This is a genomic window from Pseudomonas sp. BB438 (assembly GCF_057180225.1).
In genome coordinates this window covers 2,411,861-2,424,832 of the sequence record NZ_CM170001.1, presented here as the reverse complement: position 1 = coordinate 2,424,832, position 12,972 = coordinate 2,411,861, and the positions used below count along the sequence as shown (strand labels likewise).

Annotated in this window: 9 protein-coding genes; 8 read left to right on the top strand and 1 reads right to left on the bottom strand. The window is 68.2% G+C overall.

Going from position 1 to position 12,972, the window contains the following annotated elements; translation table 11 throughout:
* Positions 1–13: 13 nt before the first annotated feature.
* From AC1ZV1_RS11355 to AC1ZV1_RS11320, 8 genes are all read left to right on the top strand, one after another.
* Positions 14–3,697, top strand: coding sequence for a PAS domain S-box protein (locus AC1ZV1_RS11355; protein WP_484296793.1), 3,684 nt, complete (start codon positions 14–16; stop codon positions 3,695–3,697).
* Positions 3,694–4,695 (top strand): HD domain-containing phosphohydrolase, encoded by a 1,002-nt coding sequence (locus tag AC1ZV1_RS11350; protein ID WP_484296792.1) that lies wholly within the window; start codon positions 3,694–3,696, stop codon positions 4,693–4,695. The genes AC1ZV1_RS11355 and AC1ZV1_RS11350 overlap by 4 nt, the downstream gene beginning before the upstream one ends.
* Before the next feature lie 62 nt (positions 4,696–4,757).
* Positions 4,758–5,303 carry a DUF4256 domain-containing protein gene (locus tag AC1ZV1_RS11345; RefSeq protein ID WP_484296791.1) on the top strand — a complete coding sequence of 182 codons (546 nt, stop codon included), beginning with the start codon at positions 4,758–4,760 and terminating at the stop codon, positions 5,301–5,303.
* A 181-nt stretch (positions 5,304–5,484) separates the two neighbouring features.
* Positions 5,485–6,567 carry an efflux RND transporter periplasmic adaptor subunit gene (locus AC1ZV1_RS11340; protein WP_484296790.1) on the top strand — a complete coding sequence of 361 codons (1,083 nt, stop codon included), beginning with the start codon at positions 5,485–5,487 and terminating at the stop codon, positions 6,565–6,567.
* Positions 6,567–9,620, top strand: coding sequence for an efflux RND transporter permease subunit (locus tag AC1ZV1_RS11335; RefSeq protein WP_484296789.1), 3,054 nt, complete (start codon positions 6,567–6,569; stop codon positions 9,618–9,620). Before AC1ZV1_RS11340 ends, AC1ZV1_RS11335 begins: the two co-directional genes overlap by 1 nt.
* A gap of 84 nt (positions 9,621–9,704) precedes the next feature.
* A complete protein-coding gene (locus AC1ZV1_RS11330; RefSeq protein WP_484296788.1) occupies positions 9,705–10,709 on the top strand; it encodes a GlxA family transcriptional regulator in 1,005 nt (334 codons plus the stop codon).
* Positions 10,710–10,736: 27 nt separating this feature from the next.
* On the top strand, positions 10,737–10,979 hold the full coding sequence (locus AC1ZV1_RS11325) for a DUF1272 domain-containing protein (protein ID WP_484296787.1): 243 nt from the start codon (positions 10,737–10,739) through the stop codon (positions 10,977–10,979).
* Between the two features lie 9 nt (positions 10,980–10,988).
* The gene (locus AC1ZV1_RS11320) at positions 10,989–12,158 is read left to right on the top strand and encodes an MFS transporter (RefSeq protein WP_484296786.1); all 1,170 of its coding nucleotides are present in this window, start codon (positions 10,989–10,991) and stop codon (positions 12,156–12,158) included.
* Positions 12,159–12,330: 172 nt separating this feature from the next.
* On the opposite strand, the gene nfuA is transcribed toward AC1ZV1_RS11320, so the two are convergent.
* Positions 12,331–12,915, bottom strand: a complete 585-nt coding sequence (gene nfuA / locus AC1ZV1_RS11315) for a Fe-S biogenesis protein NfuA (protein WP_138525549.1) — start codon at positions 12,913–12,915, stop codon at positions 12,331–12,333.
* Positions 12,916–12,972: the final 57 nt, after the last annotated feature.

Sequence of the window (12,972 nt, the reverse complement as noted above, 5' to 3'; positions counted from 1 at the left end):
CGGTCTTCGTTCAATGTTCGATCTGCAGCGATATTTCTACAGCGGCGACACACCTTCGCTACTGGTTTTCGGCGAGCACAACACGGCGCTGATAGCGCTCTCCATCCTCATCGCCATTTTCACTTCGGCCATGGCTCTGCAACTGTCGGGCGTGGCGCGGCTGGCGCGCAGCCCGTTCTACCGCCAATTGGCCATCGGCACCGGCGCCGTGGCGCTGGGTGGCGGGGTGTGGGCGATGCACTTCATCGGCATGCTCTCCTTCCAGCTTTGCGCGGCGGTGCGCTATGACCCGCTGATCACCCTGCTCTCCGGCCTGCCGAGCCTGTTCGCCTCGTGGATCGCCCTGAACCTGCTGGCCCGGCGCAACGTCAGCCGCCTGCAACTGATCGGCGGCGGCGTGCTGGTCGGCGCCGGCATCGGCGCCATGCACTACAGCGGCATGGCCGCCATGCAGATGGCCCCACTGTTGCGCTACGACCCGTGGATGTTCGCCCTGTCGATCCTCGTCGCCGTGGTGCTGGCGGTGATCGCGCTATGGGTGCGCTTCGGCCTGCGCGGGCGGATGCGGCCGAACCTGACGATCCTGGTCAGCGGCGTGGTGATGGGCCTGGCGATCGCCGGCATGCACTACATCGGGATGGCCGCCTCGCGCTTCGTCGGCCGGGAAGAATTCGGCGTGCCGCAGGGTGTGCAGGGCAGCTTCTACCTGGCCATGGCGGTGTCCATGGCCACCATCAGCCTGAGCATCTGCGTGGCCGCGGTGAACGGCCTGCTGCGCTACCGCCAGCTGTTCCAGGAACTGCAGCGCCGGCGCAAGCACCTGGACTCCCTGCTCGACGCCGCCGTCGAGGCCATCCTCACCATCGACCACAGCGGCGTGATCCGCTCGGTGAACCACGCCGTGCTGCGCCTGTTCGGCTGGCACCCGCACGAACTGGTCGGCCAGCCGATGCAGGTACTGATGAACGAGGCCTACGGCCACCAGTTCCGCATCGCGCTGGAGCACTACAAGCGCAGCGGCGAACGCCAGTTCCACAACTCCGAGCTGGAGCTGGAAGGCCTGACCCGCGACGGCCGCGAATTCCCCGCACGGGTCAGCCTCGGCGTCACCGACCAGGACGGCAAGCCCTGGTTCGTCGTGTTCGTCGCCGACATCAGCGAGCGCCGCGTGATGGAACAGGCCCTGCGTTCCAGCGAAGAACAGTACCGCTCGCTGATCCGCAACATGCCCGGCATCGCCTTCCGCGCCTTGCCGGACGACGGCTGGAGGCTCCTGTTCGTCAGCGACGCGGTCGAGGCCGTCACCGGCTGGTCGGCGCAGGACTTCATCGACCAGCGTGTCACCTTCAACCAGCTCTACCACCCCGACGACCAGCACGCGGTGAACGAGGAAGTCCGCCGCGCCATCGCCGAGGCCCGCAGCTACGTCGTCGAATACCGCCTGTTCGACCGCACCGGTCGCGAGCGCTGGATCTGGGAAGGCGGCAGCGCCTGCTATGACGAGGCCGGCAAGCCGCAGTGGATCGACGGCGTGCTGCTCGACCAGACCGAAACCAAGCTGCAGAGCAACGAATACGAAGGCAAGGTCACCGCCATCGGCCGCGCCATGGCGCTGATCGAGTTCGACCTGGACGGCCGCGTGCTCGCCGCCAACGAGAACATCCTCGAGCTCTACGGCTACACCGAAGCCGAGGTGCTGGGCCAGCACCACAGCCTGTTCTGCCCGCCGGACGTCGCCGCCAGCACCGGCTACCAGGCGTTCTGGCAAGGGCTTCGCCAGGGCGAGTACAGCGCCGGCGAATACCGCCGCCTGGCCAAGGACCGGCGCGAGGTGTGGATCCAAGCCACCTACAATCCGATCCTCGACTTCGACGGCAAGCCGGTGAAGGTGGTGAAACTGGCCACCGACCTCACCCCGCGGCGCGTCATGGAGCAGGAATTGCGTAGCGCCCGCGACCGTGCCGAACAGGCCGCCGCCGCGCGCAGCAGCTTCCTCGCCAACATGAGCCACGAAATCCGCACGCCGATGAACGCCATCATGGGGTTCACCGAACTGCTGCTGGATTCCCCGCTGGAAGCCAACCAGCGACGCTACCTGGCCACCGTGCAGAACGCCTCGCGCTCGCTGCTGGGCCTGCTCAACGACATCCTCGATACCGCCAAGCTGGATCGCGGCGCTATCGAACTGGAAGCCCTCGACTTCTCCCTGCCGGAATTGTGCGAGCAGGTCTGCGCGGCCCTGCGGCTATCCGCCGAGCGCAAAGGCCTGAGCCTGCAGATCGACTACGGCCAGCGCGCCGGCGAGCACTTCCGTGGCGACCCGCTGCGCCTGCAGCAGGTGCTGACCAACCTGCTGGGCAACGCGGTGAAGTTCACCGAGCGCGGCGAAGTCCGGCTGGTCATCCGCGGCGAACCCGGCGCGCTGCGCCTGGCCATCCGCGACACCGGCATCGGCATCGCCGCCGACCGCCTGGAACGCATCTTCGATCCCTTCGCCCAGGCCGACGCCTCCATGAGCCGGCGCTTCGGCGGCACCGGCCTGGGCACCACCATCTCGCGCCAGTTGGTGGAATTGATGGGAGGCCGCATCACCGTGGAAAGCGAGGTGGGCCGAGGCAGCGTGTTCACCGTCGACCTGCCACTACCGGCCGGTCGCAGCGTGCAGCCGACGGCCCGCAGCCAGACGCCGAACCTGCCACCGCTCAGCATCCTGGTGGCGGACGATGTGCCGCAGAACGTCGAGCTGCTGGAACTGAACCTGCGCCGCCAGGGCCATCGCCCGCACAGCGTCGGCGACGGCCAGGCCGCCGTGGACGCCTACAGCGCCCAGGATTTCGACCTGATCCTGATGGATGTGCAGATGCCCGGCATGGACGGCCTGGAAGCCACCCGGCGCATCCGCACCCTCGAACGGGAACGCGGGGTGGAGGCGGTGCCGATCATCGCCCTGACCGCCAGCGTGCTCGACCGCGACCGGCAGAATGCGCTGGATGCCGGCATGAACGGCTTCGCCAGCAAACCGCTGGATCTCGCCGGTCTTCTGGATGAAATGGCCCGCCTGCTCGGTGCCGTGCCCGCTGTACGTCGCTCCCGGACTACCGACCACACGCCGCTGGCGACCCTGGACTGGGACACCGGCGCGCGTCTGTGGGGCGGCCCGCTACCCATGGCGCGGGCCATCGTGCGCTTCCTCGACGAACAGGAAACCAGCCTGGCCTGCCTGGAAAGCGCGGTGAACGACGCTGATCGTGCCGCCATCACTGCCCTCTCCCACCGCCTGCGCGGCGCCGCTGCGAACCTTGCGCTACCTCGCCTCGCCGGGGCCATCGGCGCACTGGAAAGCGCCGCCGACCACGGCACGGCTGAACAGCTGGGCAGTGCCCTGGCGCGCGTCCGCGCGGAGTTCGCCACCGTCCGCGAATCCGTACCGCTGGTGCCGGAAGCCGTTGACGACGCCGTCGGCCAGATCGTCGGCGAAGCGGCCTCGCAGGACCTGCGCGACGCGCTGGATGCCCTGCAACTGGCCCTCTCCCGCGGCGGCCTCGACGACCAGGCGCTGGAACGCCTGCGCCTGGGCATCGCCCAGGGCGAACACCGCGAGGCCTTCGAGGCCCTGCGCTACGCCATCGACGATTTCGATTTCGACCAGGCCCTGGAATGGGTCCGGACCCTCGGTACCCGCCTGGAGCACGCATGACCCTGCCCCCCCACGATCATCGGCCCTGCCTGCTGCTGGTGGACGACGAAGCCACCAACCTCCAGGTCCTGCGCCACATCCTGCAGGACGACTACCGGCTGCTGTTCGCCAAGGACGGCGAGAAGGCGCTGGAACTGGCCAACCGCGAGCACCCGGACCTCATCCTGCTGGACGTGATGATGCCGGGCATGACCGGCTTCGAGGTCTGCCAGCGGCTCAAGGTCGAGCAGGCCACGTGTGGCATTCCGGTGATCTTCGTCACCGCGCTGGCCGACGTGCCGGACGAGGCCAAGGGCTTCGAGGTGGGCGCGGTGGACTACATCACCAAGCCGGTCAGCCCGCCGATCGTCAAGGCACGGATACGTACGCACCTGTCGCTGGTGCGCGTCGAAGAGCTGCGCGAAACGCGCCTGCAGATCGTTCAGCGACTGGGCAAGGCGTCCGAGTACAAGGACAACGAGACCGGCCTGCACGTCATCCGCATGAGCCACTACGCCCACCTGCTCGCGCGCGCCGCCGGCTACTCGGAGAAGGCCGCCGACGACCTGCTCAATGCCGCCCCCATGCACGACGTGGGCAAGATCGGCATCCCCGACGCCATCCTGCAGAAGCCCGGCCGGCTCGACGAGCACGAATGGCAGGTGATGCGCCAGCACCCGGAGATCGGCGCGCGGATCATCGGCGAGCATGATTCCAACCTGCTGCGCCTGGCCCGCAGCATCGCCCTCACCCACCACGAGCGCTGGGACGGCACCGGCTACCCCAACGGTCTGCGTGGCGAGGAGATTCCCATCGAGGGGCGGATCGTCGCCATCGCCGATGTATTCGACGCACTGACCAGCGTACGCCCCTACAAGCCTGCCTGGAGCATCGACGAAGCCGTGGAACTGCTGCGCCGGGAGCAAGGCGGCCAGTTCGACCCGGAACTGGTGGAGCTGTTCCTCGGCTGCCTGCCGGACATCCTCGCGGTACGCGAGCGCTGGGCCGACGCCGGCTGAGCGGCGAGCCACGCAATACCTGCTTTACTCTCTGACCTTCCCCCCTGCCGAGAGTAAGCACGATGAATGCGAAACAGCACGACACCCTGCTGGCGACCCTGCAGGCCCGCTTCGAGCAACACCCCGAGCGCCACAAGGGCATCGACTGGTCAGACGTCCAGGCCCGCTTGCAGGCCGCTCCGGCCAAGCTCAAGGCGCTGGAGCAGATGGAAGGGACCGGCGGCGAACCGGACGTGGTCGGTCGTGAAAGCGCCAGCGGCGCCTACCTGTTCTTCGACTGCTCCGCCGAGACCCCGGCCGGGCGCCGCAGCCTCTGCTATGACCGCGAGGCGCTGGACGCCCGCAAGAAGGACAAGCCCGCCGGCTGCGCCACCGAACTGGCCGCACAAATCGGCATCGAGCTGCTGGACGAAGCGCAGTACCGCCAGTTGCAGGAGCTGGGCAGCTTCGACCTGAAGACCTCCAGTTGGCTGCGCACACCCGGCTCCATGCGCAAGCTGGACGGCGCGCTGTTCGGCGACCGCCGCTACGAGCGGGTCTTCACCTACCACAACGGCGTGCAGTCCTATTACGCGGCGCGGGGCTTTCGCGGCGTACTGAAGGTCTGAGCACTGAAGGTCTGTGCGCTGAGCGCCTGACAACGCGCACGCTGCAGGCTGTTTCTGAACGATTCCTGTACCGCCGCTGAACTTTCCCTGGGCCGCCCGGTGGCCCTTGATGTATGTCAGGCGGACTTTTCTGGTGGGCGCGCAGCCTTGTCGCATCCCACTCGACGACGAGGAACGCTCCGTGAAAACCCCCGCCTGCCTTCTGCTCGCCAGCCTGCTGGTCGGCTGCGGCCCGACTCCCCCGCTCCCGGCCGACAGCGTGCGCCCGGTGAAGCTCTACAGCGTGCCCGCAGCGGCCGCCGAAGGCGTGCGTCAGTTCCCCGGCCAACTGGTGGCCTCGGATGAAGTCGACCTGTCCTTCCGTCTCGCCGGACACCTCAAGACCCTGGCGGTGAAAACCGGCCAGCGCGTGGAGCGCGGCCAGTTGATCGCCGAACTGGACGACGCCGACCTGCGCCTGCGCCTGCGCGACCGCGAGGCCAGCTACAACCTGGCCCGCGCCCAGTATCAGCGCGTCGCCACCCTCAACGAGCGGCAACTGGTGGCCCGTGCCGAACTGGACCAGCGCAAGGCCCAGCTGGACTCCGCCGAAGCGGCGCTGAAGCTGGCACGCCAGGAGCTCGGCTATGCGCGTATCTCAGCACCGTTCGACGGTGTCATCGCCCAGTTGCCGGTACAGAACCACCAGATGCTGCAACCCAAGCAACCCGTGGCGGTCCTGCAATCCGCCGATACCTACGACGTGCAATTCCAGCTGCCCGAAAGCCTGCTGGAACGAGTCGACGGCGCCAGCCTGCGCACTGACTACCAGCCCATCGTGCGCCTGGCCCGTGTGCCCGGCCGCGACTTCTCCGCCCAGTACAAGGAGCACAGCACCCGCCCCGATCCGGCAACCCTGAGCTACACCGTCACCCTCACCCTGCAACGGCCGAAGGACGTCACCCTGCTGCCGGGCATGAGCGCCACCGTCGAGGTGGACTTCGCCCAGCTCGGCCGCGACGCCCAGGCCATTCTGCGCATCCCCGTGGAAGCGGTGTTCAGCGCCGATGACGGCGCACCGGGGCAGAGCCAGGTGTGGGTGGTCAAAGGCCAGGGCGACAGCCTGCACGTCGAGCGCCGCACGGTGCAGCTCGGCCAGCCGGGCGCCGAGGGCATCCAGATTATTTCGGGGCTCGAGCCGGGCGAACACATCGTCGCCGCCGGCACCGCCGAACTGCGTGAAGGCCAGCGCGTGCGCCCGTGGCAACGCGAACGGGGGCTGTGATGGATATCACCGGCTACTTTCTGAAAAACCGGGTCAGCAGCTGGATCGTCATCCTCCTGCTGGCCCTCGGCGGCCTCTACGCGATCCTCGAGATCGGTCGCCTGGAAGACCCGGCCTTCACCGTAAAGACTGCCGTGGTCGCCACTCGCTACGCCGGCGCCTCCCCGCAACAGGTCGAAGAAGAGGTCACCTACCCGCTGGAGAACGCCATCCAGCAACTGGCCTACGTCGACAAGCTCACCTCGATTTCCAGCGCCGGGCTGTCGCAGATCACCGTCAACGTGAAACCGCAGTACCGCGCCGGCGAGCTGCCGCAGATCTGGGACGAGCTGCGGCGCAAGGTCAACGACCTCGCCCCGCACCTGCCGCCGGGCGTTTCGCCGCCGCAGGTGAACGATGACTTCGGCGACGTCTACGGCATCCTCCTGTCGCTGTCCGGTCAGGGTTACAGCTACCAGGAACTGCGCGACTACGCCGACTACCTGCGCCGCGAACTGGTGCTGGTGCCGGGCGTGAGCAAGGTCGTGGTCTCGGGGCTGCAGGCCGAGCAGGTGCAGGTGGAAGTCTCGCGGGAGAAGATGAACGCCATGGGCGTGCCGCTGCAGCGCCTGGTGGACCTGCTGAACCGGCAGAACGTGGTGTCCGACGCCGGCAGCCTGCGGGTCGGCAGCGAGAGTATCCGCCTGCATCCCACCGGCGAATTCACCGACGTCGCGGAGCTGGAACAATTGCTGGTCAGCGCGCCGGGCAGCGCCCAGCTGATCCGCCTGGGCGACATCGCCACGGTGCAGCGCGGCTTCACCGACACCCCCAGCCACCTCTGGCGCGCCGACGGCAAACCCGCACTGGCGCTGGGCATCGCCTTCGCGCCGCAGGTGAACGTGGTGAAAGTCGGCGACGCCGTGCACCAGCGCCTCGACCAGTTGGAAAGCGAACGCCCGGCCGGCATGCAACTGACGCCCTTCTATGACCAGGCCGTGGAAGTGCATGGCGCGGTCAACGGCTTCCTGCTCAGCTTCGTCACCGCGCTGGCCATCGTCGTCGGCACGCTGCTGCTGTTCATGGGCCTGCGCAGCGGGCTGGTGATCGCCGGCGTGCTGGCGCTCAACGTACTGGGCAGCCTGCTGTTGATGTACCTGCTGGGCATCGAGTTGCAGCGCATCAGCCTCGGCGCTCTGATCATCTCCCTGTGCATGCTGGTGGACAACGCCATTGTCGTGGTCGAGGGCGTGCTGGTCGGTCGCCTGCGCGGCCAGGGCATCGATGCCGCGATCCGCCATATCGTCCGCCTCACCGCCCTGCCCCTGCTGGGCGCCACGGTAATCGCCGTGCTGGCCTTCGCTCCCATCGGCCTGTCCTCGGACTCCACCGGCGAATACTGCCGCTCGCTGTTCGACGTGCTGCTGGTGTCGCTGCTGCTCAGCTGGATCACCGCCATGACCCTGGCGCCGCTGTTCGCCCGCTGGGCCTTCGCGAACATGCCGGTGAAAACTGACAGCGCCGAGCCGCATGCCGGCTGGCTGTACCGCGCCTACCGCGGCCTGCTGGAGGCCTGCCTGCGCCAGCGCGCGCTGACCCTCGGCGTGCTCGCCGTGGCGCTGGCCGCTTCGCTGCTGGGCTTCTCACAGGTGCGGCAGAACTTCTTCCCGCCGGCCAACACGCCGATGTTCTTCGTCGACCTGTGGCTGCCCCAGGGCACCGCCATCGAGCACACCCGCGACCTCGCCGCCGAGATCGACCGGCACATCACCGCCCTGCCGGGTGTGGAGCGCACGGTCACCAGCATCGGCCAGGGCGCGCCGCGCTTCCTCCTCACCTACGGCGCCGAGCGCCAGCATGCCAACTACGCCCAGGTTCTGGTGCGCACCGAGCACCGCGCGCAGATTCCGGGGCTGATCGCCGACCTTCAGCATTACCTCGACGAGCACTACCCACAGGTACAGACGGGCCTCAAGCGCCTGATGTTCGGTCCCTCCAACGGCAGCGCCATCGAAGTGCGCCTCACTGGTCCCGACCCGCAGGAGCTGCGCCGCCTCGGCGCACAGGTGGGCGACATCCTCGCCGCCGACCCGGTGGCTACCGGCGTCAGCCACGACTGGCAGGCCCGTGCACTGCTGGTCCGCCCGCAGTTCAACGAGGCTCGTGGGCGTGAGCTGGGCATCGACAAGCGCGACCTCGACAGCCTGCTGCGCATGAGCTTCAGCGGCCTGACCGTGGGCATCTACCGCGATGGCACCCAGCAGATGCCCATCGTCGTGCGTGAGCGCGATGTGGACGCTGGGCAGATCAACGACCTGATGCTGTGGAGCCCGGTGAGCCAGCGCTACCTGCCCATCGAGCAGGTGGTCGGCGGTTTCGACAGCGTCTGGGAAGACCCGCTGATCCTGCGCGAGGACCGCAAGCGCACGCTGACGGTGATGGCCGATGTCGCCCCGCAGAGCGGCGAGACCTCTTCGCAACTGCTCGGCCGGGTGCGCCCGCAGATCGACGCCCTGCCCCTGCCGCCGGGCTACGAACTGGCCTGGGGCGGTGATGTGGAAAGCTCCAGCGACGCCCGCAATGGCGTACTGGGCAGCCTGCCCATGGCCTTCCTGGCAATGTTCATCATCACCGTGCTGATGTTCTCCTCGCCGCGCAAGGCGCTGCTGATCTGGCTGACCGTGCCGCTGGCGATGATCGGCGTGACGCTGGGCTTCCTGCTCACCGGTATCCCGTTCGGTTTCATGGCCCTGCTGGGACTGCTGAGCCTGTCCGGCATGCTGGTGCGCAACGGCATCGTCCTGCTCGAAGAGGTCGACAACCTCGTCGCCAGCGGCCAGCCGCCGCGCGAGGCGCTGGTGAACGCGGCCTGCGCACGCCTGCGGCCTATCTGCCTGACGGCGCTGACCACCATCCTCGGCCTGGCGCCCCTCCTGCTGGACGCCTTCTTCCAGAGCATGTCGGTGGTGATCATGTTCGGCCTGGGCTTCGCCACGCTGCTGACGCTGATCGTGCTGCCGGTGCTGTATGCCAGCGCCTACCGGATCGGCGGCTCGCGGGTGGCCGCCAGCTGATTTGGCAAGATCCGTGGGGTGACTGACGTTGCCGCCAGAGGCGGTCACCGCCACACTCGTCGCATCCACTGAACGAGTCTTGCCATGGAATCGCCGCGCCGCATCGCCTGCCTGCTCTACCCCGAGGTCATGAGCCTGGACATCACCGGGCCGCTGCAGGTGTTCGCCTCCGCCAACGTCGAGCGCCAGCGCCGGGGCCTGGCGCCGCTCTACGAGCTGCTGGTACTGGGCGAACAGGCCGGGCCGGTGGCGACCTCGGCCGGCATCCGCATCTGCGCCGACCAGGCGTGGCGGGACGTCGACCCCTCGAGCCTGGATACCCTGCTGGTGCCCGGCGGGCTGGGCGTGCCGGCACAATGCGGGAACAGCGAGCTGCTACACTGGCTGGCCGCTGCCGAACCCCAGCTGCGCCGGCTCGGCTCGGTGTGTTCCGGTGCGCTGATCCTCGCCGCCGCTGGCGTATTGAATGGCCGCCCGGCCACCACGCACTGGGCGGATGTCGACGAACTGTGCGCCAGCTTCCCCGACGTACGGGTCCAGGGCGACCGCCTGCACACCTACGACCCGCAGCGCCGCGACGGCGACGACCACGTCTTCACCTCGGCGGGCGTCACCGCCGGCATCGATCTCGCCCTGGCGCTGGTGGAAGCCGACCTCGGCCGCGCACTGGCGTTGGCCGTCGCACGGCGACTGGTGATGTTTCTCAAGCGTCCCGGCGGGCAGGCGCAGTTCAGCCACTGGCTGACCCCGGAGCCGACCCGCACGCCGCGCCTGGCCGCGCTGCTGGAGTGGATTCCGGCCCACCTGGGCAACGACCTGTCGCTGGACGCCCTGGCCGAGCAGGCCTGCATGAGCCCACGCACACTCTCGCGGGTGTTCATCAACGAGCTGGGCATGGGCCCCGGCCGCTACGTCGAGCGGGTACGCCTGGAAGCGGCGCGCGCGCTGCTGCAGGACGCCCAGGCGTCGATCAGCACGGTGTCGCGCCTGTGCGGCTTCGGCCATCCGGAAAACCTGCGCCGCACTTTCCACAAGCACCTGGCGATCAGCCCCCAGGAGTACGCCGAGCGCTTCGGCCAGCTGCACTGACAACGACCACCACCCAAGGACCTTGCCATGCTCGAACTCCGCCCCGGCTGCGAATGCTGCGACCGCGACCTGCCCGGCGACAGCGCCGACGCCCTCATCTGCAGCTTCGAGTGCACCTTCTGCCGCGACTGCGCCGAACAGGTGCTGCATGGCAAGTGCCCGAACTGCGGCGGCGAGCTGGTGCCGCGCCCGCGCCGCCCCCTGGATAAGCTGGCGACCAGCCCGGCCTCGACCCAGCGGGTGCTCGAACCCGCCGGCTGCCAGGGCTGAGGACGGACCATGCTGCTGCGCACCCCGGCAATCCGTCTGCTGTTCACCAGCCAGGCGCTGTACTGGTCCTGCTCGCTGATCGGCATCACCCTCACCTCGCTGGTCGGTGCCCAGCTCACACCAGTCAACAGCCTGGCGACGCTGCCACTGGCGATCCTGGTGCTGGGCAACCTGCTGGCGGTGCAGCCGCTGTCACTGTTCATGCAGCGCCATGGACGCCGGCGCGGCCTGTTGCTTGGTGCGGCCGGCGGCGTCCTGGGCGGACTGCTCTGTGCGCTGGGTGTGTGGCTGGCCGACTTCCTGCTGTTCTGCCTCGGTGCCCTGCCCATCGGCGCCTACCAGGCGTCGGCGATGTACTACCGCTTTGCGGCGCTGGAAGCAGTCGATGAGACCCACAAGGGCCGTGCCACCGCCTACGTGATTGGCGGCGGCGTGCTCGCCGCGCTGCTCGCGCCGAGCCTCGCGCTGTGGTCACGCAACGCCCTGCCCGCACCGTTCGTGGGTTCCTACCTGGCGATTGCCGCGCTGGCGCTGGTCGCCATCGCAGTACTCAGCCGCTTGCCGGAGGGTGCTGCGCCCGCGCCGGCCACCGGCGGCTGGAAGGTGATGCGCGAGTTGCTGGCACGTCCGGCGATCCGCGCCGCCATGGCCTGCACCGCGGCCGGACACGGGCTGATGATCCTCATCATGAACGCCACGCCGCTGGCCATGAGCTTCTGCGGGCTGCCGCTGGAGCGTTCGGTCAGCGTGATCCAGTGGCACGTGCTGGGCATGTTCCTCCCCGCCTTCGTCGCCGGCCCGTTGGTGGATCGCCTCGGCGGACGCCGCGTGGCCTGGGTCGGCATGGCACTGCTGGCGGTGAGCGCGGCGGTGGCCCTGAGCGGGCAGTCGGTGGCGCAGTTCCTGGTCAGCTCGCTGCTGCTGGGCATGGGCTGGAACCTGATGCTGGTGGCCGGCACCACGCTGCTCGCCTTCGGCCACACCGCGCAGGAACGCGGGCATGCGCAGGGGCTGATGGAGCTGGGCAACGGTAGCCTGGCGGCGCTGATGTCCTTCAGTTCCGGCGCGCTGATCACCAGCGTCGGCTGGAGCGCGGTGAACCTGCTGGTCTGGCCGGTGTTGCTGGTGGCCCTGGTGATGGTCTGGTCGGGACGGCGGGAGTTGGCAGTTACACCGTGAAAGCGCCTTGCAGGCGCTGTTCGCGGGCATGGCCCGCCTACAGGGAGACCCGTACGAAGGGCGCATGACCAGGAATGGGTTATCGCCCTACGTTTCCGAGCAAACTCGGCCCGGCCCACCCAAACGAAAAAGGCGACCCGAAGGTCGCCTTTTCGCTGCCCAATCGCCCGACTCAGTAGTAGGCGTTCTCGCGGTTGCTGTGGTCGGTGACGTCACGCACGCCTTTGAGCTCCGGGATGCGCTCGATCAGGGTTTTCTCGACACCGTCCTTCAGGGTCATCTCGACTGCGCCGCAGCCCTGGCAACCACCGCCGAAACGCAGCACGGCGATGTTGTCCTCGACCACGTCCACCAGGCTCACCTGGCCGCCGTGGCTGGCCAGCCCCGGGTTGATCTCGGTCTGCAGATAGTAGTTGATGCGCTCGGTGAGCGGGCTGTCTTCGTTGACCATCGGCACCTTGGCGTTGGGCGCCTTGATGGTCAGCTGGCCGCCCATGCGGTCGGTGGCGTAATCGACCACGGCGTCTTCCAGAAACGGTTCGCTGATGGCATCGATGTAGGCGGTGAAGTCTTTCAGGCCGACCGGGGTGTCTTCCGGCTTCTGCTCGCCCGGCTTGCAGTAGGCGATGCAGGTTTCGGCGTACGTGGTGCCCGGCTGGGTGATGAAGATGCGAATGCCGATGCCGGGGGTGTCCTGCTTGGACAGCAGCTCGGCCAGGTAATCCTGTGCGGCTTCGGTGATGGTGATAGCGCTCATGGCAACTCCTCGCAAACGTGGCGCCAGTTTACGCCATTCGGGGGTATGGGATAAAGC